This is a genomic window from Chloroflexota bacterium (assembly GCA_040902225.1).
GTDB lineage: Bacteria > Chloroflexota > Limnocylindria > QHBO01 > QHBO01 > CF-167.
Genome location: JBBDXT010000004.1, coordinates 71,757 through 96,475, shown reverse-complemented (window position 1 = coordinate 96,475; position 24,719 = coordinate 71,757). Strand labels below are relative to the sequence as shown.

Sequence of the window (24,719 nt, the reverse complement as noted above, 5' to 3'; positions counted from 1 at the left end):
GCGTGGAGTGTACCCGGTCATCGGCCGCCGAACAGGTCGGCCAGCAGGGCGGGTGGCGTCTCCTCGAGCTGGTCATAGCGGCACTCCGCAGGAGGCTTATCCGGCCGCCAGCGCTTGAAGGTCGTCCCGTGCCGGAAGCGGTCGCCCTGCAGGTGGTCGAACGCGACCTCGCACACCAGCTCCGGGCGCAGCGGCTCCCACGAAAGGTCCTTGCCGCGGTTCCAGCGCGACGTTGCTCCCGGCATGCGATTCCCCTCGGCCGCGGCCTCCCATTCCTTCCACTCACGCCAGGGATGGCCGTCAAGGGCGTCCACCCGGTATGGCTCCAGGAAGGCAACCAGCTCGCGGCGCTTCACCTCGGTGAACGATGAGGTGACGCCGACGTGCTGCAGCTGGCCGGCATCGTTCCAGAGGCCCAGCAGCAGCGAGCCGACCATCGTGCCGGGCCCCTTCCTGTGCCAGCGGAAGCCGGCCACCACGCAGTCGGCGGTGCGGAGGTGCTTGATCTTGGCCATCTCACGCTTGCCGGGCAGGTACCGCAGATCGGCGCGCTTGGCGATCACGCCATCCAGCCCGGCCCCCTCGAAGACGTCGAACCAGTGGCGCGCCACCACCGGATCGCTGGTCGCCGGCGTGAGCAGGACCGATGCCGGCGGGTCGGCCAGCAGCCTCTCCAGCCGGCCGCGGCGTTCGTCAAGCGGTGCCTCACGCAGGTCATCGGTCCCTTCGGCCAGGCAGTCGAAGGCGACGTACGAGGCGGGCATCTCGGCCGCCAGCATCGCGACGCGGGATGCCGCGGGATGGATGCGCAGCAGCAGCGACTCGAACTCCAGCCCGCCGTCGCGGGCGATGACGATCTCTCCGTCGAGCACGAAGCGAGCCTCGGGACCACCCACCGCGCGAAGGGGCTCGAGGAGCTCCGGGAAGTATCGGTCCAGTGGCTTCAGCTCCCGCGACTGGAGGTATAGCTCTGGACCATCTCGAAAGACGAGCGCCCGGAAGCCGTCCCACTTCGGCTCGTAGCGCCAGCCCTCGCCGACCGGGAGCTCCGGGGTGGGCTTGGCCAGCATCGGCTCGATCGGTGGTGGAAATGGAAACGACATGCGCGCGGATCGTAGCGCCATGTGCCGGGCATGGTCGGTCCCGCATACTCTCCGCCGATGGGCATCACCCTGCAGTTCCTCGGTGCCGTGGGAACGGTCACCGGCTCTCAGTTCCTGGTCACCGCAGGTGATCGCCGCATCGTCGTCGACTGCGGCATGTTCCAGGGCTCGCCGGATGAGGTCAGCCGCAATCGGTTGCCGTTCGCCTTTGAGCCCGCGGCCCTCGATGCCGTGCTCTTGACCCACGCCCATTTCGACCATTGCGGCCGCATCCCGGCCCTGGTCAAGGCGGGCTTCCGCGGACCGATCTACGCCACCTCGGGCACCGCCGACCTCGCCGAGATCGTCCTGCGCGACGCCGCCAAGCTCCAGGAAGAGGCCGAATCGCGCTGGCGCAGGAAGCACCCGGACCAGGCGGCCACGCACGATGCCGACTTGGCCAGTGAGGTGGCCGCGGTCGAGAACAACGCCGAGATGCCCGCCAGGCTGCGAGCGGCGCCCGCCGAGGGGACAACGATGACGCGCGTCGCCCTCTATTCGATGGCCGACGTCGAGCAGACCGCGACCCAGTTCAGGCCGGTTGGCTATGACACCCGGGTGGAGGTGCTCGACGGTGTCACGGCCATCTTTCGTGATGCAGGTCACATCCTCGGCTCGTCGATCATCGAGCTGCGGATCAGCGAGGGGGCGGCCGAAACCACGATCGTCTTCTCCGGCGACCTCGGGCGCGACGAGACGCCGATCCTGCGCGACCCGACGCCAATCAGCCACGGCGACTTCGTGCTGGTCGAGTCGACCTACGGCAACCGCGAGCACGCGCCGCACGAGCAGGCCATCGAAGAGCTGGCGACGGCGATCAACGAGGTCGCCACCGATCGCGGGGTGCTGCTGGTCCCCAGCTTCGCGATTGGGCGCACGCAGGAACTGGTCTGGGTGCTCGACGAGCTCCATCGCAACCAGCGCATTCCGCGCCTGCCGCTCTACCTCGACTCCCCCATGGCAAGCCGCGCCAGCGACGTGTATCTCCGTCACCCGGAGGATTACGACGAGGAGACCGCCGTCCTGCTGCGCTCCGGGGAATCCCCGCTCGCCTATCCCGGCGAGACCTACACCAACGAGGTTGACGAGTCGAAGGGGATCAGGACCCAGCCGCGGCCGCTGATGATCGTCGCCAGCTCCGGGATGCTCACCGGCGGGCGGATCATGCATCACCTCAAGGACTTCCTGCCGGACCCCGCCTGCACGCTGCTGTTCATCGGCTACCAGGGCGAGGGGACGCTCGGACGTCACATCCAATCGGGCGCCAAGGCGGCCAAGATCGACGGTGTGGCGTATGAGATCAAGTGCCGGGTGCGCGTGATCTCGGGCTTTTCCGCGCACGCCGATAAGCACGAGCTCGACGACTGGCTCGGCAATTTCGCGAAGGCGGGCGGCGCCAATGGCGGCGACGGCAAGCCGAAGCGAGTGTTCGTCACCCATGGCGACCCCGATGCGGCCGAGGCCTTTGCCACACGGATCCGTTCCTTGGGGCTGGAGGCTCATCTGCCGGCCTACCTGGAGACAGTCCAGCTGCGCTGAGCGCGCCGGGGTTGGCTAGCATGCCGCCCATGACCGACCGACCGTTCATCTCGTTCATGACCGACTTCGGTGTCGGCTCGAGCGCGCCAGCGGTGTGCCGTGGCGTGATGCTTGACATCGCCCCCGACGCGCGATTGGTCGACGTGACCCACGCAATCCGCCATTTCGCGTTGCGGGACGGGGCGTTCCTGCTGGCGCGCAGCGTCCCGTACTTCCCGATCGGCGTCCACGTGGCCGTCGTCGACCCGGGGGTCGGCACGGCCCGTCGGCCGATTGCCCTGCAGGTGGGTCGCGGCGACTACCTGGTAGGGCCTGACAACGGGCTGCTGGTGCCGGCTGCTCATGCCCTGGGTGGCATCGTGGCGGCGCGAGCCCTCGAGAACCGCGCACTCTGGCTGCCGAGTGTGTCGCATACCTTCCACGGGCGCGACATCTTCGCGCCGGTTGCGGCACACCTCGCCGGTGGCACGCCATTCGAAACGGTCGGCCCCACGCTCGACCCGACCGACATTACACAGCTCGAGTTGCCGATAGCCACGCCCCGCGACGGCGGACTCGACACGTCGGTCCTGCTCATCGACGCATTCGGCAACTGTCGTCTCGCGGGCGAGACCTCGGACCTGGTCACCGCCTTCGGCGAGATGGAACGCGGCCGCTGGTTCGACCTCGTCCTTCCGGCGCGCCGCGCGCACCATGCGGCACGCGTGAAGGTGCCGTGGGTGGCGACCTTCGCGGACGTCGCGGTCGGCTCGCCACTCCTCTTCGAGGATGCCGACTACGCCGGGCCGGCACTGGCCGTCAACCTCGGATCGGCCGCCGAGCAGCTTGGTCTCGATCTCGACACCCCCGTGCGACTCGAGCCTGCCTGAGCCGATGGCCGACGGCCCGCTGCTCGAGGTCGAATCCCTCACCTTTCGCTATCGACGCGCCACCGAGCCGGCGATTCGGGACCTCTCGTTCACCGTCCAGGCAGGTGAAGTGCTCCTGGTGGCTGGACCCTCCGGCTGCGGCAAGTCCACCCTGATTCGCGCCATCAACGGCCTGATCCCGCACGCGTACCGAGGCGAGCTCTCAGGTCGCGTGGCAATCGACGGCCGGGCCACAGCTGACCTCCGACTCCGCGACCTCGCCCTGCTGGTGGGCACGGTTCTCCAGGATCCGCGCAAGCAGCTCGTGGCATCCACGGTTGAGGGCGAGCTGGCCTTCGGTCCGGAAAACCTGGGAGTCCCCAGGGCAGAGATTCGTCGGCGCCTGGTGGAGCTCGCGGCGGCGAGCGGCATCGACCATCTCACCTCACGGACCACCGACGAGCTGTCGGGTGGGGAGAGCCAGCAGCTGGCGATCGCCGGCGCGCTCATGCTGCAGCCGCGCCTGCTGGTCCTCGACGAGCCGCTGGCCAACCTCGATCCGGCTGCTGCGCACCGCCTCCTGGCGCTGGTGCGACGGCTGGCTGACAACGGCACGGCCGTCGTGATCGTCGAACACCGGGTCGAGGACGTCCTCGACGCCCTGCCGGATCGCGTGCTCTACCTCGAGGATGGATCGCCGCACTACCTCGGCGGGGTGGAGGGCTTTCTGGCCATGGCCGATCCTGCGAGCGTGAAGCTTCCCTTCGCCATCGTGCTCGAGCGTGCGATTGGGCAGCAGCATCGGGCGGCGGCTGCGTCGCGAGCCGTGGCCAAGGGTATGGACGCCGGACCCGCACGACTGGAGTGGTCAGCGGTTGACGCCGGCTACGACGGCAGGCAGGTCCTCCACGAGGTCAGCGCGTCGCTCGGCAAGCGGGAGACGGTCGCCGTGCTCGGACCAAATGGATCCGGCAAGACGACGCTGTTCAAGGCCGCCATCGGCCTCATCCAGACGATGCATGGCGAGATCGTCGTGGACGGGGAGCCGACCGCCGGCCGCAGCGTCGCCGACCTGGCGGGCACGTTCGGCTACGTGTTCCAGAATCCATCCCAGATGCTCTTTGCTCGCACCGTTCGCGACGAGATCCTGTTCGGACCGATCAACCTGGCAAGGGACCCTGCCCGCTTTGACTCGTTGGTGACCGATGCCCTGACACGCGTCAACCTGGCAGACGAGCCGGATATCCAGTCGCGGCCACCGCTTACCCTGTCGTTCGGGCAGCAGAAGCGCCTGGCGATCGCGGTAGCGCTGGCCATTGAGCCACGCACGCTGGTGCTTGACGAGCCGTCCTCGGGGCAGGACCATCGGAGCGCAACGGGGTTCATGAAGGAGGTTGAGAGGATCGAGGGACTCGAAAGCGTCTATTTCGTGACGCATGATGCAGACCTGGCACTGGCCCACGCCGATCGAATCCTGCTGATGCGCGACGGTCGAATCGTCGCCGACGGGCCGCCACTGGAGGTGATCGCGGACCGCGATCGCTGGACCGCATGCAATCTCCGCTACACATCGCTGATGGAGGCGAACACGGAGTGGGGCAGCAGGACCGGGTCATTCCTGGCCGCCGAAGAGCTTGCAGGCTGGATCGTGGCCAGGTCAAAGAGGGAGGCGGGGGAGATCGGTCAGGCGCTCGGTTGAGCGCCTGACCACGAGGGAGGCAGAGGAGACCTATGACAACCATGAGCATGGAAAAGCCCGATGGGGCCTGGTCACTGACCACGCGTGTGATCGTCTACTCGGCGATCGGCGCTGCGCTGTACGCGGTTCTCAACTGGGCGACATTTGCCATCCAGATCCCTGGAACCCAGAACGTCAACATTCGCCCGCAGTTCGGCCTGGTCACGTTCTTCGGCTTCGCCTTCGGCCCACTTGCAGGCTTTCTGGTGGGCTTCGTCGGGAACACCCTGGGAGATCAGCTGGCCTACGGGAGCGCGTTTGGCTCGTGGTGGTGGAGCGTGGCCGGCGGGCTTGCCGGACTGGTAGCGGGCCTCTTCCCGTTCTGGATGGCCAGCCGCATGACGACCCTGAACAGCAGGGCGGTGACCTCAGCGGTTGCTGGGGTGGTCGGCACGGTCATCGGGTTCCTCTTCATCTGGATCGAGCTGATCATCCAGCCCGAGCTGGGTTTCAACACGATCCTCACCACCGAGTACATCCCAACCGTGATCGGCAACTCGATTGCTGCGGCCGTCGTGACGCCGATCCTGGTGTATGCGTGGGAGCCGCTTCGCGAGCAGCTCGGACGCTGACCATGACTGCAGCCAGCTGAACGATGCGGGCTGCGTTCCCCTATCTCGGGCGAGGGTCCTGGCTTTCACGCCGGGACCCTCGCGTTTTGATCCTCGCACCGCTCCTCGTGGTGTTCGGGGCCATCCAGCTGCGAGATGTGCGCCAATTGGGTGTCGTGCTGATCCTGGCCCTTGGCTACTACGCCACCGCCGGCATCCCGTGGCGCTCGGTCCGCCTGCAGTGGACGTACCTGATCGTGGTGATCGCGGTCTTCGCCCTCGTCAACGCATTGATCACCGGTGGACAATCCGGCACCTTCGCGGGCGCCTCGACCCACGTGATCCTGACGATCCCGCCGTTCGGAGCCGAACTGACCGCAGAGGGGATCAGCCTGGGCGCCAGCCAGCTGGTTCGCTACCTCGCATTCGCGGCGGTGGGGTTTCCGGTGGCCTACGCCGTCGCGCCCGGCGATATGGGAGTCGCCCTCCGACGCCTGGGCATCGGCGATCGGATCGCGGTGATGGTCGACCTGACCATCCGGTTCATTCCAACCCTGGCGGCGGAGGTCGTCGAGACAATTGACGCGCAACGTGTTCGTGGGTATGACCCCACCGCTCGCAAGGGCGGGCTCATCAGCAGGCTGCGCCGCGCCGCACCGATCCTCGTCCCCGTCACGGTGGGCTCGATCGCCGGAGCGGAGGACACGATCGATGCCATGGATCTGCGCGCCTTTGGCGTGCAGCGCCGCACATGGCTGCGCGAACTGCGCTACGGTCGATCAGACTGGGCCGTCATCGGCCTGTTCGTGGCCTTCGTTGCCGCCGCCACCTTCCTGAATTTCAGCGGTCGCTCGCCGCACTACCTGCTGCCGTTCCTGGTGGGCGGGTAGCCGTGGTGCTGTGGATGAGGCGTGGATAACTCCGTCGCCCGGCTGAAAAGTCGTGGAGAAGTCCCCTAGGCAGGGTTGGCGGCAGCCCCTACAGTTCTTTTTGTTCCGGAGGAGCCGGACCACGGTCCCGAGATTGCATCAAGGGGTCGGGGTGAGGTTCCTCCGGGACATTTTTCACGCCCTCTTTGGATTCTCCCCCGCCGGTGCACTCAGGGCCGCAGCAGCCAGGACCGATACGAAGGTCGGAACCCCAGGCCGCGCAGCGCACCGGCCAGCACCGATTCCCCAGGCGGCGCCCGGTCCACTCGCTCGAGGCGCAATTCCTTCAGCGGACCGGATGGGGCGAGCAGCCGTGGCAGCGCTGCCAGCGCGAGCGACGCTATCTCCTCCTCCCTCACGGCGGGCAGCGTTACCAGACCGCGCCCACCGCGCTCGACATACAGGGCGGGGACGCCGTCCGCGGTCACGACGTAGGCACCCGGAGCCCGCGCCAACGACAGGCGCTCGGACTCGGCGTCGCGCGGCCACGGCAGCGAGGCGCCGTATGGCTGGGCCGGGTCAGCGGCCGCCAGGATCAGGATCTCCGGACCGCCCTCCGCGTCCGTGTCCCGCGCCGCGCGCAGGCGATCGACCGCTCCCGGCATCGCGAACTGCGCCGCGCCAAGGCCCGCCACGAAGTACCCGCGCCGGGCCCGCCCGGCCTCCTCCATCGCCTTGAGGACGGGATAGACGGAGGCAAAGCCACCGGCGAGCCCCTCGGCAAGCACTGCCTCCCGGGTGACCACGCCGTGTCGCTCGAGGAGAGCGAGCGCCTGGGCATGGCTGCGCTCGGTGGGAGAGCGGCCCTCGCCGACCAGGTCGGCCACCAGCGACCAGCGGCCGGCGGCGCGCGGCGGCCCGGTGCCGCCGGGGCGCCCCGGTCGCTTCGTGCGTGAGCGCGAGCGCGGCAGCGACAGCGCGCGGAGCGGCGCCAGCGTGTCATTCGTGACCTCACCCGACCAGACCAGGTCCCACAGCGCGTCCAGCAGCTCATCGTCGGTGCGGGCGTCCCGGACGTTCACCCGAAGCGGGCCGAAGAAGGTCGCCCCGCGACGCTCGAGCTGCTGCCGGATGGCGTCGTGCAGCGGGCCGCTCGGTCGGTCGCCGGGCTCGAACGCCCCAGCCGATGCGAGCAGTTCGGCCCGCTCCCGGCGGAAGAGCGCCAGGCGGCCGTCGTCGCGGCCGATCGGCCCACGCCCGATCCAGACGACCTCCCCCGCCGCGCCGAGCTCATCGAGGAGTCGCGGCGCGTAGCCGGCCACGCGTGACGCGAGCACATCGCGCTCGAGGATCGAGGCCGGGATTGGATAGCCCTCCAGCTGGGTGATGACCTCGAGCAGACGCGAGGCGCCCGACGCTCGGCTGCCGATTCCATGCCAGGCGGGCAGGAAGCGGGCGAGTGCCTCGACCGGCACCGGCTCGACCTCGCGACGCAGCCGCGCCAGCGAGCGCCGGCGCAGGGCGCGCATCACCTCGGGATCGGCGAACTCATGCTCCGACTCGCCGGGGCGGAACGATCCCTCCACCAGCGCGCCGGACTCGACCAGGACCCGCAACCGCTCGCCGACGCGCTCCGTGGCGACTCCCCAGCGCCCGGCCGGGGCGCCGGCCATGAACGGGGCGTGTGTCCGGGCCCAGCGCAGCAGCAGTCCGTCCAGCGGCGGCTGCCCATCGCCAGTGGCCTCCAGCCAGGTCTCCGCCACGCCGGCCGGTGGGCTGGCGCCAACGGCATCGCGGTATCGCGCCACGTCCTCGATCCCGATCCAGCGCGGCTCGCCGCCCAGGCGCAGCCGCACGATGCGGCGATCTGCCTCGAGCGCGGCGAGCGCCGCCAGCGGGTCGGGAAGGTCGGTCCGCGCGGCAACCTCGTCGGATCGCAGGTCGCCGACCCGCCGCAACAGGTCGTGGATCCCGTCGAGGGTGCGCACCCGCCGCCCGCCCACGAGGCCCTGCAGTTCGAGCTCGAGATCGGCGGTCGCTGCGGGATCGAGCAGCTCCCGGAGCTCCTCCTCGCCGAGCAGCTCGGCGAGCAGCTCGGGGTCCAGCGCCAAGGCCTGCGCACGTCGCTCCGCCAGTGGGGCGTCGCCCTCGTACATGTAGGCGGCGACCCAGTTGAACAGGAGCCCGGAGGCAAACGGGGACGCCGAGCTCGTCTCGACGCTGACCACCCGCATCTGGCGGGCGCGGATCCCTCGCAGCACGTCGCCCAGCGCAGGGAGGTCGAAGACGTCACGCAGGACCTCGCGGTACGTCTCGAGGATGATCGGGAACGAGCCGTAGCGGCTCGCCACCGCCAGCAGGTCGGAGGATCGCTGGCGCTGCATCCAGAGCGGCGTGCGCTGGCCCGGTCGCCGGCGTGGGAGGAGCAGCGCACGCGCCGCGTTTTCGCGGAAGCGCGAGGCGAAGAGAGCGGTTCCGCCCAGCGCATCGGTCACCAATCGCTCGATCTCGTCGGGATCGAGCAGGAAGAGATCCTCGGGCGGCGGCTCCGTTGCCTCCGGCAGGCGCAGGGCGATGCCGTCATCGGTCCAGATCGTCTGCACCAGCTGCCCCTGTTCGGCGAGGCGCGCCTCGATGGCCATCGCCCAGGGGGCATGCACGCGGCCTCCGAACGGCGACAGGAGGCAGACCCGCCAGTCGCCGAGCTCGTCGCGGAAGCGCTCGACCACCACGACCTGGTCCGAGGGCAGGGTGCCGGTTGCCTCGCGCTGCTCGGCGAGGTAGGCGAGCAGGTTCCGCGCGGCCCGCTCGTCCAGGAAGTGGTCGTCGCGCAGCCGAGCCTCGGCGACGGCAGGCTCCAGGCCGTCCATCTCACGCACGAAGGCCCCGATGGCCCGCCCCAGCTCGACCGGACGGCCCAGAGCGTCGCCATGCCAGAACGGCATCTTCCCGGGCTGCCCGGGAGCGGGCGTGACGATGACGCGGTCAGCGCGGATCTCGTCGATGCGCCAGGACGAGGCGCCGAGCAGGAACACCTCGCCGACCCGGCTCTCGTAGACCATCTCCTCGTCAAGCTCGCCGACGCGGTGTCCCTTGCCGCCCTCCTCCCCGGCCAGGAAGACGCCGAAGAGACCTCGATCCGGGATCGTCCCGCCCGAGACGACGGCCACCACCCGGGCGTCGTTCCGGCTCTGTATCGTATCGGCGCCCCGATCCCACACCACGCGGGGCTTCAGCTCGGCGAATTCGTCGGACGGGTAGCGGCCGGAGAGCATGTCGAGCACCCCCTCGAGCTGCTGCCGTGAGAGGTCGCGGAACGGCTCGGCCCGGATGAGGAGCCCGTGCAGCGCGTCCACCGTCCAGGGATCCACGGAGCAGATGGCCACGATCTGCTGCGCCAGGACGTCGAGCGGGTTGCGTGGGATGCGCGTCTCCTCGATCGCCCCGTCGAGCATGCGGCGCACCACCACGGCGGCCTCCAGCAGGCCGCTGCGGTGGTTCGGGAAGATCTTGCCGATCGAGGGTTCGCCGACCTGGTGCCCCGCCCGCCCGATTCGCTGCAGTCCTGCGGCCACGCTGGGCGGCGCCTCGATCTGCACGACCAGGTCGATCGCTCCCATGTCGATCCCCAGCTCGAGGCTGGAGGTCGCCACCAGCGCCGGCAGCCGCCCGGCCTTCAGCTCCTCCTCGATCCGCAGCCGCTGCTCGCGAGCGATGCTGCCGTGATGCGCCAGCACCAGCTCCTCGCCGGCCAGCTCGTTCAGGCGGCTGCTCATGCGCTCCGCCAGGCGACGCGAGTTGACGAATACCAGGGTGGACCGATGCGCCCGGATCAGCTCCAGCAGAGCCGGGTAGATGCTCGGCCAGATCGAGTGGCGCTTCTCCGGGGCGTCGTCCTCGGCGGCCCCGTCGGCAAGGTGGCTGAGATCCTCGACCGGGACGATCACCTCCAGCTCGAGGGTCTTGCCGGCACCCGCATCGGCAACTTCCACCACCCGACCCGTGCCGCCCAGGAAGGCGGCGATCGCCGATAGCGGGCGCTGCGTGGCGGACAGGCCGATCCGTTGCGGCTCGGCGTCGGTCAGGGCGCAGAGGCGTTCCAGGGATATCGCCAGGTGCGCCCCACGCTTGGTGCCGGCCATGGCGTGCACCTCGTCGACGATCACGTACTCGACGCCGCGCAGCGCCTCGCGCGCCTGGCTGGTCAGCAACAGGTAGAGCGATTCGGGCGTGGTGACGAGGATCTCGGGCGGGTCGCGCACGAGTTGGCGCCGCGCTTCGGCCGGAGTGTCACCCGTCCGCGACGCGACGCGCACCTCCGGCAGTTCCGTGCCCAGGCGCTCGGCCGTGCGCCGGATGCCGGCCAGCGGGGCGCGCAGGTTGCGCTCCACGTCGTAGGTGAGGGCCTTGAGCGGCGAGACGTACAGGACCCGCAATCGCCGTTCGCGGGGGCGACGTGCCGCATCGGTGAAGAGGCGGTCGAGGCACCAAAGGAAGGCGGCCAATGTCTTGCCGCTCCCGGTCGGGGCGTGCAGCAGGGTATGCCGCCCGGCAGAGACGGCTGCCCAGCCCAGAACCTGCGCGCGGGTCGGTTCGGCGAAGGCCTCGGCGAACCAGGCCCGAGTGGGCGCCGAGAAGGGTGCGAGAGGATCGGTCCCGGACACGACTCCGTCAGTCTAGCGCCCCCGGCCCCATGCGAACACCCGTTCTATTCCGGTTCGATCCGTCCGCGGCCGAATCGGACTATAATTGGTTGCATGAGCAACCAAACCACCGCGAGCAGCGCCGTCGACGAGCGCATCGCGCGGGCCCTGACACGGGGCCACACCATCGACATCACCACCATCGGACGCCGGAGCGGCCAGCCGCGACGGGTCGAGCTCGTCTTCCACAACATGGACGGCCGCATCATCATCAGCGGCCTCCCGGGACGCCGCAGCTGGTACGCCAATCTGCTCGCCAATCCCCGCCTCATCTTTCACCTCAAGCGAGCGGTACAGGCTGACCTGCCGGCCACGGCCCGGGCGATCGTCGAGCCGGTCGAGCGAAGGGCGGTCATGGAGCGGGTGGCGCAGAACTGGCGCCGCACTGACCTCGACGTGATGCTGCAACGCTCACCCCTGGTCGAGGTCACGTTCGACAAGGCGGCGTAACAAGGGCCGGCCCAATGCTGGACCGGCCCTCATCGTGCGCGGCAGCTCCGAGCTTCCACCGCGCATCGCGGTCGGTCAGTTCAGTGGATCGCCGTCCCCCGCCTGGAACAGGCCCACGGCACCGTTATCCGGGAAGTTGAAGGCGTGGGTGACGAATGGGTACAGCCCGTCTTCCGCCAGGGTGAACTCGACGATGCCGCCTTGCGCCGGGCTCAGGTCGACGGCCTGCGAACCCCAGTTGCCTTCGTTCCCACGGCGCAGCGCAATGCCCTCCTTGATCACCTCGTCGAAGATCGTGCCGACGATATGAAAGGAGGAGTCCAGATTCGGGCCGGCATCGAGGACGAAGACACGGATCCGCTCTCCCAGGTCGACCTGGATCGGATTGTCCTTGTACTGGGTGGCGATCCCGTTGAAGGTCACGAACTCAGGATCCGGCGCGCCCGCGGTCGCCTTGGCAAGGTCGCCAACCTGGCCCTGGGGCCCAAGGTACCACTCGCCCTGGACCATGAAGAACTCACGGTCGACCGGCGCCAGGCCGCCCTCCGGCTCGACGATGATCATCCCGTGCATCCCGTTCATCAGATGGCTCAGGACCCCCGCCGTCCCGCAGTGGTACATGAACACGCCTGCCTTGGTGGCCGTGAACTCATACAGCAGCTCCTCGCCGGGGTTGATGTCACGCATCTCGTCGTTCCAGGCGACCATCGAGGCGTGAAAGTCGAGCGAATGCGGCATGGCGTTGCTTGCCGGATTCTTGAAGGTGACACGCAGCGTGTCGCCCACCCTGACGCGCAGGGTTGGACCGGGGGCGGTGGCCGTTTCTGTGGTCAGACCGTAGGCGTAGACGGTCTGGACGAAGCCGTCGGCCACGGTCATCTGCTTCTCGACGATGGAGAGGTCGATCGCGATCTCCCTCGAGTCCCCGAGCTTGGGGGCGACGGGGTCGCGCAGCGCGTAGGGCGGCGCGTTCGGATCCTTGGCCACCCCGGCGGGGGGCGGCTCGATGCTACTAACCGGCGACTGACCGCCGGGTGGCGTCGGCGACGCGGCGGCGCTCCCTCTGTTCTGCACTGCGATGAAGGCGTAGATGAGGGTCAGCAGCAGCACGCTTGCGACCGCGGAGGCGAAGAGGACGATACGGCCCATGATTCCTTCTCTGCCCGGCTTCGACGGGCGCTGGGAGTCCGACCCGTGCATTGGGCCAGAGCGCAGGTGAGCGCATCACGTGCCATTCGGCACATCCGTGGTGGGCCGATGGCACCTAAGGGCGACGGCCGGCGGCTACGCTAAGAGCGTGAACGAGGCGGAGGTGAGCTGGGAGGTGCGCGCCCGCCGCGCCGAGGCGCACCTGGCCGCGCTCGACGTCGCGGTCCAGGGCATCTCGGGCGTGCTTGCGCTGGAGGCCGTCCTGCATCTGATCGTCGACCGCGTGCGCGACCTGGCCGATGCGGAATATGCGGCCCTCGGGATCGCCCGCCCCGACGGGGTCATTCAGCGATTCATGACCAGCGGGCTCAGCGCGATTGCGCGGGAGCGGATCGGCGCCCTGCCGCGCGGCCATGGGCTGCTGGGGCTGATCATCCGCAATGGGCAGACCTTCAGGATCCCCGAGATCGCCGAGGATCCGCGCCGCCACGGCTTCCCGCCGAATCACCCTGAGATGCACTCCTTCCTGGGCGTCCCGATCACCGTCAAGGGGCAGGCGGTTGGGGATCTGTACCTCACGAACAAGCGGGGCGCCGCGGAGTTCAGCGCGGAGGACCAGACGCTCGTCGAGCGCTTCGCAGCCCATGCCGGGCTGGCAATCGAGAACGCACGGCTCAGTGAGCGTGTGCAGGCGCTGGCGGTGGTGGAGGAGCGGGAGCGGATCGGTCGCGACCTGCATGACGGCATCATCCAGCGTATCTATGGGGTGACGCTCGGCCTCGACGACGTGCCCGAGATCGCCCTGCAGGACCCGGCGGCGGCGGCCGAGCGGGTTGATCGTGCTATTGACGCCCTCCACGCCGCGATTGCCGAGATCCGGACCTTCATCTACGGGCTGCGACCCGGTCTCGATGGCCCGGGAGTGGTGGCCTCGGCCCTCGAGACGCTCGCCGAGGAGGCACGCCTCAACGGCTCGATGCCCATCGAGGTCAAGTCGGTCGGGGACACGAGGCTCGCGCCGACCATCGGCGCTGAGTTGATCAGCATCGCGCGCGAGGCACTCAGCAACGTCGTCCGCCATGCCGACGCCTCGCGCGCCACGATGGAGGTCACGGCCGCGAACGGCGAGGTCCGACTCGAGATCGCGGACGACGGCAAAGGCTTTGACGCCCGTACGCCCGGTCGGGGCGGCCACCACGGGCTCGCCAACATGCTTCGCCGCGCGGAGTCGCTCGGCGGGAGCCTGCTGGTCGAGAGCGGGCCGGGCCGTGGGACCCGTATCATCGTCGTGCTGCCGCTCCCCGAGTAGGCGCAACGTGAAGGATGGACAGGCCATGAGCAGCGACCCGACGCCGGGCCGCCCGCCGCTGCGGCTCCTCATCGTCGATGACCACGAGGTCGTGCGCGAGGGATTGGTGGCGCTCCTCTCTCGTCGCGACGAGTTCCAGGTCGTGGCCGAGGCCGGGACCGTTGCCGAGTCGCTCGCCGCAGTGCGCCGGTTCGAGCCCGACCTGGTGGTGATGGACGTGCGTCTGCCCGATGGCTCCGGTATCGAGGCTTGCCGCGACATCCGCGCCGAGCTGCCCGCGACGCGCGTCGTGATGCTGACCAGCTACCCCGATGAGGAAGCGGTGCTGTCGGCCATCCTTGCCGGCGCCAGCGGCTATCTGCTCAAGCAGATCCGCGGCCGCGACCTGGTGGCTGCGCTCGAGGCGGTGGGGCGCGGCGACTCGCTCCTCGACCCCGCGGTCACCGAACGGGTCCTCGAGCGTGTCCGGCGCGCGGCGTCCGGCGGCGAGCAGGATGAGCTGAGCAAGCTGACAGCGCAGGAACGCAGGATCGTGCTGCTCGTGGCCGAAGGGAAGACCAACAAGGAGATCGCCGCCGAGGTGTTCCTCTCGGACAAGACCGTCAAGAATTACGTCAGCAGCATCCTCTCGAAGCTCGAGCTCCAGCGCCGGGGGCAGGCCGCCGCATTCGTGGCCAAGCATCGCCTCGGGTCGCCCGGCGACAGCTGAACGTCGTCCTCAGGATCCGCGCGCCGCACGCTCGAGCTCGCCCAGCAGCCAGTTGGCGGTGCCCGTGGCGGCAATGTGCAGCAGCGCGCGATCCGCAAACCGGCCCAACTCCCCGCCCGGCGGCGCGTACCAGCCCGACAGCGTCATCTCCCCGGCGCGGACCACGAGCGAGCCGGAGAAGACCGGGAAGAGCGGAGCCATGGTCGCGGCCCGCCAGCTGATCTCCACCTGCCAGCCGTCGTTGAGCTGTTCGACCGGCCCGATGTCGACATATGCTGCCTTGCGGAAGGTGACCAGCGACGGACGATTACCGACCCTGAGCCGAAGGTCGGTGTGGTGGCGGTGCATCCCCTCGGGCGCCTCATCGACCTCGGGGCCGAGCCACGCTCGCGCCGCCCGGACCGCCCACGCGAGCCTGGCCTGGTCGACGGCGGACGCGCGATGCACGACAAGGTGGCTGAGCCGGGCCGGCGCGGGTTGTGAGCCGGCCATCGCCCTACTCCTCGACGATGAGCGCCGTGACCATCCCGAACATGCCGTCCGGCCCCTCGGCATGGGTCAGGATGTGGCAGTGGAAGGCCCATGCGCCCAGCTCCGTCGCCTCAACCAGGACATCGATCCGCTCGCCTGGCGCGACCAGCACCGTGTCCTCGAAGTGCGGATCGGGGAGGAGGTACCCGTCCTTGGCGATGACGAGCTGCCGCATCCCGTGCAGGTGCATCGGGTGGATCTGGAGCCCCTCGTTCATGTAGCGCACCCGGATCGTCTGCCCTTGGGTGGCGACGATCGGCTCAGTCGCCGGGAAGCCCTTACCGTTGAGCGTGAAGCCAAGCGGCCCGTCGTTGATGATTATCGTGTAGTCGATGTCCGCGGCCGGCTCGGCCGAGTCTTCCGGATCCGTCACCACGAACGCGCCCAGGAGGCCCATCGGCACCTGGTGGTCGGCCATGAAGTGACTGTGGTACATGTGGCTGCCCGCATTGCGCAGCGTGAATTCGTAGGTGAAGGACTCGCCGGGCATGACGGCCGGCTGGCTGATGACCGGCACCCCGTCCATGGCGCTCGGCACCATCAGCCCGTGCGAATGGATGGTGGTCGGGACCGGCAGCTCGTTGTGGAGGATGATCCGCACCCTGTCGCCGACCTCGGCGCGCAACTGGGGCCCCGGGACGGTCCCGTTGTAGGCGTACGCCTCGAGGATCGTTCCCGGCTCGGTGTCCCACTGGATGACTGAGGCGGTTATCTCCCACTGCCTGGTTTCGTCGTCGAGGATTGTGGGCTCCAAGATCTGGTTGCCCCTGCCCTCCGTCTCGGCAGGGAACTGGGCCGTGCGCGCCGCATCGGCGTCACGCAGCTCCTCGGCGCTGATCGGCGCCGAGGGCGCCGGCGTCATCGCCGGGCCGCCGGTGACCATCACCTCGCCGCGCATCCCGGCGTCGGCGTGGCCGGGGACCGAGCAGATGAACGTCAGGCCGGCCGCGGAGATGGTCACCTCGCCGGCCGCGGTGGCGTGAGGCGCCGCCTCGATCTTCGTCCCGTCCGCGAAGGTGAGGTCGTGGCGGACGCCTCCGTCGTTTACGAAGCTGACGCGGTAGCGGCCCGGCGAAGTGACGTGGGCCATCGCCGGCTCGAAGCCCAGGTCGTATGCGTGGATCTCGATGGTGCCCAGTGGTCCTGCGGCAGCTGACGCGGCAGGTGAAAACTGCGCATCACCTCCGCTGCCGGGCGTGCCGAGAACGACGGCGGCCAGGAGCAGCACCAGCGCGAACATCGAGCCCGCAATGGTGAAGGCGAGCCAGAGGGCGAGGGAGCGAGGCATTGCTTCTCCGTGGCGATTAAGGAACAGGACGTCCCCGGCACGGTAGGTGAGCGTGGGACGGAGACCCTAGGGCCAAACGGCCCGGTCCTCGCGGGCCGCACGGCCGTTCCGAATCGGTCCATGCGACACGTGCCTCCAGCCAGGCGGGCGACGACAGTGGGTATGGGCAACGAAAAAGACCCGCACGCACGGAAGGGAAATCCAAATGACCAGTCGACTGCGAGCACTTGGCATCGTCCTCGGGCTCATCGGCCTCGCATTCCTCGCGGCCGGTGGCTTTGCTTTCCTCAAGGTCCAGGAGGGGACTGCGTCCCTGAAGGCCTTCAGTGCGGCGCAGGACGTTCAGCTCACCTACAACGAGGAGGGCGTGTTGGTCGACCGCGGCGAGACCGAGGGCGCGCAAGCCATCATGGCGCTGCTGACTGACGACTGGGGTTACCCGGTTGTGGACTCGGAGCTCGACCCCAACGACCCGATCGTCAACACCGCCAGCGAATACATGTTCCAGATGGCGACGATCGCCTACCACACCCTGAACGGCGTGCAGACCGTGGTGCTGACCGAGGACGTCGAGTACGAAGGCGAGCTCTTCAAGGCCGGGACGTACGAGTTCGAGGTCGACGGGCGCTACTTCAGCCAGTTCGATCGGGCGCATCCGATCGAGGGACCCGCTCGCGCCCAGGCGTGGAGCGGCACCGCTCACGGCCTGATCGGCGAGCTGGGGGTCGGCACCGTCACGGCTTCCGCGCTCCAACTGGGCCTGGCACTGGCCGGCCTGGTCGCGGGCGTGGGCGCCACGTTCCTGCTCATTGGCGCCGGCCTCGTGTGGGCAACCCGATCCACGTCCTAGAGCAACGCAGGGAGCGCGGGTGCTCGGGCCCCCCGCCGTGCCGGCGCGGCAACGCCGGCCAGGACCCGCATGAGACGCAAGGAGAAGACCGATGACTGCCACCACCGCATCGTTTAGCCCTGAACAGGTAGTCGCCCTGGCCGTTCAGCTGGGCGTTACCGGTGAGGTCGACCCGGAGCAGTTGCGCATCGGCATGGAGGTCGAGCTCGAGCACGGACGCCGTGATCCGCTCACGAACGTGACCGATGACGATCCGCTCCTCACCGCCAAGATCGCACTTGCCCACCTGCGGGAGTTGCCCGACTACTACACCCGTCTGGCCGTCGTGGAGGCCGCCGCCGAGGGCCGCCAGGTTCGGGTCCGCGACGTGATGACCAACCAGCCCGTCACCATCCGTGACAACACACCGCTCACCGTCGCGGAACGCCTCATGCGAGAGCGCAGGGTGAGCGGGCTGCCGGTGGTCGACCAGGACGGCGCCCTGATTGGTGTGCTCAGCCGCACCGATGTGATGGCAGCGGCCAGTGGCCCGCGTTACGCTGCCTGGCAAGGCCTCCCCGTCGCGACTGCGATGAAAGCTCCCGGACTGACGTCGGAGCCGATGTCTCTCTGACGGATGCCGCTGCCAGCATGGAGGAGCATCGCGTCCACCGACTGGTGGTCGTCGAGCCGGATGGCGGCCTGCCCATCGGGATCCTGTCGACGACCGATCTGGTGCGCTCGATCGGTGCACGCGGTGCATGAGACCCATTCGCCCCGAGGATCCTGGATAGTCTGCGACGCCGTCACGCGCGATGTCGTCCGTGGTCGCGTCGACTGTCCGCGGCGTGGGCTGGTCCCGGTCAGCCAATGCCTCGACTGTCATCGGCTCGAGACCCTCGAGGACGAGCGCGATCCTCGCCTGTCGTGTGCCGCGGATGGGCGGGCGTGGCCGTACGACGCGGCTCGCTGACAGGAGGCCGATGCGGTCAGCTCCGGCCGATGCGGCCCAGGTGCGTGTCGCGAAAGTCGGTCGGCAGCTTGAGCCCGTAGCCGAGCGATCGGTCCATGCCGGAATGGGCGATGAGGATCGCCCCAGCCAGCGCCAGGGGCGCGACCGGCGCGAACCAGCCGACGGCGAGGAGGCCGAGCGCCACCACCAGGTTGTGGACCGAGTTGTAGGTCAGGGCGCCGACGCGCGGCCCGGCGAGGTAGCCGACCATCGACAGATCCGGTCCCAGCAGCAGCGGTAGCAGGAGCAGTGGGTGGCCGCCGAACTCCAGGTAGATGACCACGCCGGCGATGAAGGTGGCCAGCCATTCGGCGCGCAGCAGCAGCGCAAGCCCGCCCATCGGCTTTCCGGCCCCTACTCCCACCGGAACAGCCTAACCGCAAGCACGAAGGTGATGGCCGCCCAGACGCCCATCCCCAGCAGCTGCGGTCCGAGCGACGCGAGGCTGGCGCCGTCGTTGACCACGGCGCGCAGCGCCTCGTTGACGTAGGTGAGCGGCATGAACTGCGTGATGCTGGCCAGGAGATCCGGCATCGCATCCCGCGGGAAGAAGACGCCGGAGAGGAACATCATCGGCAGGCTGATCAGGTTGGCGACCGGTGCCGCCTGGTCCTCGTTCTTCGCCCAGCCTGCGATCGAGTACCCAACCGCAAGGAAGATGACCGAGCCGAGCAGCACGATGACCGCCAGGCTGCCGTAGTCGCCGAACATCTGGAGTCCAAACCAGATGGCGATGCCGAACAGGATCACCACCTGGACGAAGCCGATCATCAGCCGAGACGCTACCTGCGCCGCCAGGAAGTACGCGGGCGAGGTGGGTGTGGCGAAGAGGCGGCGGAGCGCACCGGTCCTCTTCAGGCGCACGAAGCCGAAGGCGACCCCGAACAGGCCGAGCTGCATCACGGTCATGCCCACGATCCCCGGCGCCAGGAAGTCGATGTAGCCCAGGTCACGCGACTCGACCGACTCGAAACGGACCGGCGGTGCCCCAAACACGCCGCCTGGTGGATTGTCGCCAGCCGGCGCGAAGAGGGCCTGGCCGACGGCCTGCTGCAGCAGCCCCTGCCCGACCTGCGCCCCCTGTGGATCGGCGGTCGAGGCGTATGCCACCAGCCCGGTCTCCTGCTCGGGCTGGGGATCGAACCCGGACGGGATGAGCAGGACGAAGTCGAGACCGCCGTCCTCGAGCTCAGCGAGTTCCGCCTCGCGCGACCCGCTCGATTGCTCGATGTAGTCGAAGGCAGCGAGGCCGTCGATCAGCGCGGCGCTCGCCTCGTTCTGCGCCTCGTCGACCACGCCGAGCTGAATGGTGGTGGGGCCCTCGAAGTTCAGCACGCCGAAGATCAGCATGATGATCAGCGGCAGGAAGAGGCTGAAGAAGACGGCGGCGCGGTTGCGCACGAACATCAGGACGCTCGCCACGAAGAGCGCCCAGAACACCCCGACGCGGATCCCAAAGGGGCGCATCGGTCAGCCCGCCTCCCGCAGATCGTGACCGGTGATGTCGAGGAATACGTCCTCGAGGTTGGCGAGCCGCTCGACGCGGGCCTTCGTAAAGCCGCGCCCGATGAGCGCGTCGATGAGTCGCTGCGGCGTGTCGAGGGCGACGATCACGCCGCGATCCATGATCGCCACCCGGTCGCATAGCTCCTCCGCCTCCTCCATGTAGTGCGTCGTCAGCACGACCGTGTGCCCGCGCTCGCGAATCTGGCGCACGAGGCCCCAGAGGTGGTGGCGGGCCTGCGGATCGAGCCCGGTGGTCGGCTCGTCGAGGAAGAGGACACGCGGCTCGTTGACGAGGGCGGAGGCGATGCTGAATCGCTGCTTCTGCCCGCCGGAGAGGGTCTTCACCTGCGAGCGCGCCTTCTCGGTGAGTTCCACGTCCCCGAGGAGCGCCATGGCGTCGACCCTGCTCTCATACAGGTGGCCGAAGAGCTCGAGCAGCTCGACCAGGTTCAGCTCATCGAAGAAGCTCGACGCCTGGAGCTGAATGCCGATGCGGGCCTTCACCCCGCGCGGGTCGCGAGTGACATCGATCCCGTCGACGATCGCACTCCCGGAATCGATCGGTCGCATCCCCTCGATCATCTCGAGCGTGGTCGTCTTGCCCGCCCCGTTGGGACCGAGGATCCCGAACACCTCGCCCTCCGCGATCTCGAAGCTGACGCCGTCGACCGCCTGCAGGCTCCCGTAGCGCTTGCGAAGGTCGTGCGCAGTCACGATCGGTCCCGTCATGGAGGCGGAATCCTAGCCGACCCCCCGAGCGTGCCGTAGAGGGCCACCGTCTGGGCGGCGATCGACGACCAGCTGAACTGCTCGACAGCGCGGTGTCGACCGGCGGATCCCATGAGCGCCCGCCTGGCGGGGTCGGCCATCAGCCCGTTGATGGCAGCCGCCAGGTCGCTGGCAAGCTGATCCGGGTCGGCGGGGCTCATCGGCTCGTCGGGGCGGAATGCGACGGGGACAAGGAGCCCCGTCTCGCCGTCGACGACCACCTCCGGGATGCCACCGACCGCGGTCGCCACCACCGGACGTTCGCAGGCCATCGCCTCCAGGTTCGTGATCCCGAACGGCTCATAGACCGATGGACAGACGAAGATCGCCGCGTGGCTGTAGAGCTGGCGGATCTCCTCGCGGCTGAGCATGTCGGGGATCCAGACCACGTTCGGCCGCTCCCGCTGCGCGGCTGTCACGCCGGCCTCGACCTCCGCGGCGAGCTCAGGGGTATCCGGCTGCCCGGCTGCCAGGACCACGCCGATCTCGGGATCGAGCCGGCCGATGGCTCGGACGAGGTGCACGATCCCCTTCTGCCGCGTGATGCGTCCCACGAAAAGCACGTACGGCCGATCAGGGTCGATCCCGTGGCGCTCCAACGCATCCGTCGCGGGATCGGTCGCGAAGAACTCGGCATCGATCCCGTTGTGGATGATGTGCACCCGCTCGGGCTTCACGGCGAAATGGCGGAGGACGTCGTCGCGCGTGCCGCGGCTCACCGCGATCACCGCATCGGCCGACTCGAGCGCGGTCCGCTCCACCCAGCTGGAGAGGTCGTAGCCGCCACCCAGCTGCTCGCGCTTCCAGGGTCGGAGCGGCTCGAGCGAGTGCACCGTGATGACCAGCGGGATCTGGTTCGCCTGCTGCACCAGCAGCCCGCCGAGGTGGGTGTACCAGGTGTGGCAATGCACGAGGTCGGCGTCGCTGGGATCGGCCGCCATGGCGAGGCAGCGGGCGAAGGCATCCCAGGCCGGGCGAAGGCGATCGTCGCGCGATCGCCACTCGGCAGATGCCGGGTAGCCTCGTACCAGCCAGCCAGGCGCCTCTTCGCGCTGCTCGCCGAAGGTCCTGACCTCGAGCGAGATCCGGGTCCGCAGCCGGCGGGACAGCTCGGCCACGTGCATCCCGGCGCCGCCGTAGACGTTGGGCGGGTACTCGTTGGTCAGGAGGAGCGCCTTCATACCGCGGCCAGCGTAGCGCGGGTTTCGCCGGGCGGAGCCCCGGCTCTCCCCACCGCGGGTTGAGATACTCCCCTGTAGTATCCTGAAGGCCCTATGACCAGCCCCGCCGCCGCGCCCCTGCCGGAGCTCTCGCTGCCCGTCGTCGGCATGACCTGCGCCTCGTGCGTGACCCGCATCGAGCGCTTCCTGGCGCGCGCGGACGGCGTGGCGGACGCCGCCGTCAACCTGGCCACCGAGCGCGCCACCGTGCAGTTCGATCCCCGGCTCATCGACCGCGGCGGGATCGTGGCCGCCATCGAGGCGGCCGGCTACGAGGTGGCGGCGCCGGCATCCGCGGGCGCGGCAGCGGTCGATGAGGCAGACGCGGCGCGGGCCACCGAGCGTCAGGCCCTGCTGCGCGACGCCCTGCTCGCGACCGGCATCGGCCTGGCCATGATGGTCGTCTCCCTCTGGCCCAGCGGCGTTCCGTGGCCGATGGAGCGGGTCAATGTCTGGATGCTCGCCCCGGCGACCGTCGTGCAGTTCGTCTTCGGCCGGCGCTTCCTGGTCGCCGCGGCGAGGGGCCTGCGCCACGGTGAGCTGACCATGGACACCCTCGTCTCGCTCGGGACGCTGGCTGCCTACGGCTACTCGCTGGCGATCACGCTGATCGGCTCCGCGGACCCCACCTACTTCGACAGCGCGGCGGTGATCATCGGCCTGGTGCTCTTGGGCCGATGGCTCGAGGCACGCGCCAAGAGCCAGGCCACTGGCGCCATCAAGGCCCTCCTCAAACTGCGTCCGACCACCGCACGCGTGCTCCGCGACGGACGCGAAGCCGATCTGCCGATCGACGAAGTCCGACCCGGCGACCTGCTGCGCGTCCGACCGGGAGAACGCGTACCGGCCGACGGCTCCATCGTCGATGGTGCCTCGGCGGTGGACGAGTCAATGCTGAGCGGCGAGTCGATACCCGTCGACAAGCGCGAGGGCGACCGCGTGACGGGCGCGACCATGAACGCATCAGGCTCCTTCGTGATGCGCGCGGAACGAGTGGGGACGGACACGACGCTGGCACAGATTGCCCGAATGGTCGAGCAGGCCCAGGGCTCAAAGGCGCCGATCCAGCGCGTGGTCGACCAGGTCACGGCCCGCTTCGTCCCGGCGGTCGTGCTGTTGGCGGCCGCCACGTTCGGCCTGTGGCTGCTGCTTGGCCCCGAGCCGCGGCTTCCGGCCGCGCTGACCGCTGCGGTGGCCGTCCTCATCATCGCCTGCCCGTGCGCCATGGGCCTGGCGACCCCCACCGCCATCATGGTCGGGACCGCGAAGGGCGCCGAGGCCGGGATCCTGGTGCGCGACGGCGCGGCACTGGAGCAGGCGCGACGGATCACGGCCGTGATCCTCGACAAGACCGGCACGATCACCCAAGGACAACCGTCAGTTGTGGAGCTGCGACCATCGCCCGGGACGTCCGAGGCCGAGCTGCTCCGCCTGGCCGCCTCTGCGGAGCGCGGGAGCGAGCATCCCCTGGCCGAGGCGATCGTCCGGCTGGCAGCCGATCGAGGCATGGAGCTGCCGACCGCAACAGGCTTCCTCGCGGCCCCTGGCGGAGGCGTGCAGGCGACGGTTGAGGGCCGGCGGACAGTCGTCGGCAGCGAGCGGATGCTGGTCCAGCAGGGCGTGGACATCGGGCCGGTCCACGCGCTGGCGCGCGAGGCTGCGGCGAACGGCCACACCCCGGTGCTGGTGGCGGTGGAGCGCGTGGCGATTGGGCTGCTCGCCATCGCCGACACCGTCAAGCCGGAGTCGGCCGAGGCAGTGCATCGCCTGCAGGAGGCCGGGCTCGAGGTCTGGATGCTGACCGGCGATCGAGTAGCGGTAGCCGAGGCGATCGGCTCGCAGGTCGGGATCGCGCAGGATCGGCTCCTGGCTGAGGTCCGCCCCGGGGAGAAAGCCGCCCGGGTGAAGGAGCTCCAGGCTGAGGGAGCAGTGGTCGCCATGGTCGGTGACGGGATCAATGACGCGCCCGCGCTGGCGCAATCCGACGTGGGCGTGGCGATCGGGACGGGCGCGGACGTCGCGGTCGAGGCCTCGGACATCACGCTGGTCGGGGACGACCTGCGCGCCGTGCCGGGGGCGATCCGGCTCTCCCGCGCGACGATGCGCACGATTCGCCAGAACCTGGCCTGGGCCTTCGGCTACAACCTGGTCCTGATCCCCGTTGCAGCGGGTGCTCTCTTCCCGCTCACCGGCTGGCTTCTCTCCCCAGCTCTGGCCGCGGCCGCCATGGCGCTCTCGAGCGTCAGCGTGGTAACCAACTCGCTCCGCCTCAGGCGCTTCCGAACCAGCTGAAAAGGACGAATGAACCGATGGAGACTCCCCTGCCAACCCCGCAGCCGCACGATCCGGTCTGCGGCATGACCGTGAACCCCGAGGTGGCGCGCGCCGCCGGGCTGACGGCTGAGCACGAAGGGCAGAGCTACTACTTCTGTGGCCGCGGCTGCCGGCTCGAGTTCCTCGACGACCCCAAGCGCTTCTTCGATCCGGACTACCGGCCTCGGATGTAGCCGCGGAGGCGCAGTTCGGCAAGGAGCGGTGAGCGCTCGCCGGCGGCGATG

The 24,719-nt window shown here is 69.2% G+C and carries 22 protein-coding genes and 1 pseudogene; 14 read left to right on the top strand and 9 right to left on the bottom strand.

Features of this window, described 5'->3' with window-relative positions:
• Positions 1–17 precede the first annotated feature (17 nt).
• The gene (locus WEB29_02730; GenBank protein MEX2135864.1) at positions 18–1,103 is read right to left on the bottom strand and encodes an ATP-dependent DNA ligase; all 1,086 of its coding nucleotides are present in this window, start codon (positions 1,101–1,103) and stop codon (positions 18–20) included.
• A 57-nt stretch (positions 1,104–1,160) separates the two neighbouring features.
• Between WEB29_02730 and WEB29_02725 the strand changes: the two genes are divergently transcribed.
• Genes WEB29_02725 through WEB29_02705 form a run of 5 tightly spaced genes read left to right on the top strand, consistent with a single transcriptional unit; the run spans position 1,161 to position 6,708 of the window.
• Positions 1,161–2,681 carry an MBL fold metallo-hydrolase gene (locus WEB29_02725; protein ID MEX2135863.1) on the top strand — a complete coding sequence of 507 codons (1,521 nt, stop codon included), beginning with the start codon at positions 1,161–1,163 and terminating at the stop codon, positions 2,679–2,681.
• A 29-nt stretch (positions 2,682–2,710) separates the two neighbouring features.
• On the top strand, positions 2,711–3,550 hold the full coding sequence (locus WEB29_02720; GenBank protein ID MEX2135862.1) for an SAM-dependent chlorinase/fluorinase: 840 nt from the start codon (positions 2,711–2,713) through the stop codon (positions 3,548–3,550).
• 4 nt (positions 3,551–3,554) lie between these two features.
• On the top strand, positions 3,555–5,228 hold the full coding sequence (locus tag WEB29_02715; GenBank protein ID MEX2135861.1) for an ATP-binding cassette domain-containing protein: 1,674 nt from the start codon (positions 3,555–3,557) through the stop codon (positions 5,226–5,228).
• A 41-nt stretch (positions 5,229–5,269) separates the two neighbouring features.
• A complete protein-coding gene (locus WEB29_02710; GenBank protein ID MEX2135860.1) occupies positions 5,270–5,839 on the top strand; it encodes an ECF transporter S component in 570 nt (189 codons plus the stop codon).
• A 23-nt stretch (positions 5,840–5,862) separates the two neighbouring features.
• The gene (locus WEB29_02705) at positions 5,863–6,708 is read left to right on the top strand and encodes an energy-coupling factor transporter transmembrane component T (protein MEX2135859.1); all 846 of its coding nucleotides are present in this window, start codon (positions 5,863–5,865) and stop codon (positions 6,706–6,708) included.
• 209 nt (positions 6,709–6,917) lie between these two features.
• Here WEB29_02705 and WEB29_02700 read toward each other — a convergent pair whose 3' ends face one another.
• Complete coding sequence (locus tag WEB29_02700; protein MEX2135858.1) at positions 6,918–11,351, bottom strand: DEAD/DEAH box helicase; 4,434 nt, start codon at positions 11,349–11,351, stop codon at positions 6,918–6,920.
• A gap of 93 nt (positions 11,352–11,444) precedes the next feature.
• Between WEB29_02700 and WEB29_02695 the strand changes: the two genes are divergently transcribed.
• The gene (locus WEB29_02695; GenBank protein MEX2135857.1) at positions 11,445–11,840 is read left to right on the top strand and encodes a nitroreductase family deazaflavin-dependent oxidoreductase; all 396 of its coding nucleotides are present in this window, start codon (positions 11,445–11,447) and stop codon (positions 11,838–11,840) included.
• Positions 11,841–11,915: 75 nt separating this feature from the next.
• Here WEB29_02695 and WEB29_02690 read toward each other — a convergent pair whose 3' ends face one another.
• On the bottom strand, positions 11,916–12,989 hold the full coding sequence (locus WEB29_02690; protein ID MEX2135856.1) for a multicopper oxidase domain-containing protein: 1,074 nt from the start codon (positions 12,987–12,989) through the stop codon (positions 11,916–11,918).
• Between the two features lie 148 nt (positions 12,990–13,137).
• Here WEB29_02690 and WEB29_02685 point away from each other — a divergent pair, with 148 nt between their 5' ends.
• Positions 13,138–14,298, top strand: a complete 1,161-nt coding sequence (locus WEB29_02685) for a GAF domain-containing sensor histidine kinase (GenBank protein ID MEX2135855.1) — start codon at positions 13,138–13,140, stop codon at positions 14,296–14,298.
• Between the two features lie 25 nt (positions 14,299–14,323).
• On the top strand, positions 14,324–15,007 hold the full coding sequence (locus WEB29_02680; GenBank protein MEX2135854.1) for a response regulator transcription factor: 684 nt from the start codon (positions 14,324–14,326) through the stop codon (positions 15,005–15,007).
• Between the two features lie 9 nt (positions 15,008–15,016).
• On the opposite strand, the gene WEB29_02675 is transcribed toward WEB29_02680, so the two are convergent.
• Positions 15,017–15,499: a hypothetical protein gene (locus tag WEB29_02675; protein ID MEX2135853.1), complete on the bottom strand. Its 483-nt coding sequence runs from the start codon at positions 15,497–15,499 to the stop codon at positions 15,017–15,019.
• 4 nt (positions 15,500–15,503) lie between these two features.
• Complete coding sequence (locus WEB29_02670; GenBank protein MEX2135852.1) at positions 15,504–16,826, bottom strand: multicopper oxidase domain-containing protein; 1,323 nt, start codon at positions 16,824–16,826, stop codon at positions 15,504–15,506.
• 205 nt (positions 16,827–17,031) lie between these two features.
• Between WEB29_02670 and WEB29_02665 the strand changes: the two genes are divergently transcribed.
• The 4 genes and pseudogenes from WEB29_02665 to WEB29_02650 all read left to right on the top strand — a co-directional run bounded on the left by WEB29_02665 (position 17,032) and on the right by WEB29_02650 (position 18,420).
• Positions 17,032–17,676 carry a hypothetical protein gene (locus WEB29_02665; GenBank protein MEX2135851.1) on the top strand — a complete coding sequence of 215 codons (645 nt, stop codon included), beginning with the start codon at positions 17,032–17,034 and terminating at the stop codon, positions 17,674–17,676.
• A gap of 91 nt (positions 17,677–17,767) precedes the next feature.
• Positions 17,768–18,016 (top strand): annotated as a pseudogene (locus WEB29_02660) (DUF5661 family protein).
• A 30-nt stretch (positions 18,017–18,046) separates the two neighbouring features.
• Positions 18,047–18,289 carry a CBS domain-containing protein gene (locus tag WEB29_02655; protein MEX2135850.1) on the top strand — a complete coding sequence of 81 codons (243 nt, stop codon included), beginning with the start codon at positions 18,047–18,049 and terminating at the stop codon, positions 18,287–18,289.
• 17 nt (positions 18,290–18,306) lie between these two features.
• Positions 18,307–18,420, top strand: coding sequence for a CBS domain-containing protein (locus WEB29_02650; GenBank protein MEX2135849.1), 114 nt, complete (start codon positions 18,307–18,309; stop codon positions 18,418–18,420).
• Between the two features lie 224 nt (positions 18,421–18,644).
• Here the strand turns inward: WEB29_02650 and WEB29_02645 are convergent, their stop codons facing one another.
• Genes WEB29_02645 through glgA form a run of 4 tightly spaced genes read right to left on the bottom strand, consistent with a single transcriptional unit; the run spans position 18,645 to position 22,122 of the window.
• On the bottom strand, positions 18,645–19,031 hold the full coding sequence (locus tag WEB29_02645; protein ID MEX2135848.1) for a DUF4260 family protein: 387 nt from the start codon (positions 19,029–19,031) through the stop codon (positions 18,645–18,647).
• Positions 19,022–20,134 (bottom strand): ABC transporter permease, encoded by a 1,113-nt coding sequence (locus WEB29_02640; GenBank protein ID MEX2135847.1) that lies wholly within the window; start codon positions 20,132–20,134, stop codon positions 19,022–19,024. Before WEB29_02640 ends, WEB29_02645 begins: the two co-directional genes overlap by 10 nt.
• Before the next feature lie 3 nt (positions 20,135–20,137).
• A complete protein-coding gene (locus WEB29_02635) occupies positions 20,138–20,902 on the bottom strand; it encodes an ABC transporter ATP-binding protein (GenBank protein ID MEX2135846.1) in 765 nt (254 codons plus the stop codon).
• Positions 20,899–22,122, bottom strand: a complete 1,224-nt coding sequence (glgA, locus tag WEB29_02630) for a glycogen synthase (GenBank protein MEX2135845.1) — start codon at positions 22,120–22,122, stop codon at positions 20,899–20,901. Before glgA ends, WEB29_02635 begins: the two co-directional genes overlap by 4 nt.
• Positions 22,123–22,215: 93 nt before the next feature.
• Here glgA and WEB29_02625 point away from each other — a divergent pair, with 93 nt between their 5' ends.
• Positions 22,216–24,453, top strand: a complete 2,238-nt coding sequence (locus WEB29_02625; protein MEX2135844.1) for a heavy metal translocating P-type ATPase — start codon at positions 22,216–22,218, stop codon at positions 24,451–24,453.
• A 17-nt stretch (positions 24,454–24,470) separates the two neighbouring features.
• Positions 24,471–24,668 (top strand): YHS domain-containing protein, encoded by a 198-nt coding sequence (locus WEB29_02620; GenBank protein ID MEX2135843.1) that lies wholly within the window; start codon positions 24,471–24,473, stop codon positions 24,666–24,668.
• Positions 24,669–24,719: the final 51 nt, after the last annotated feature.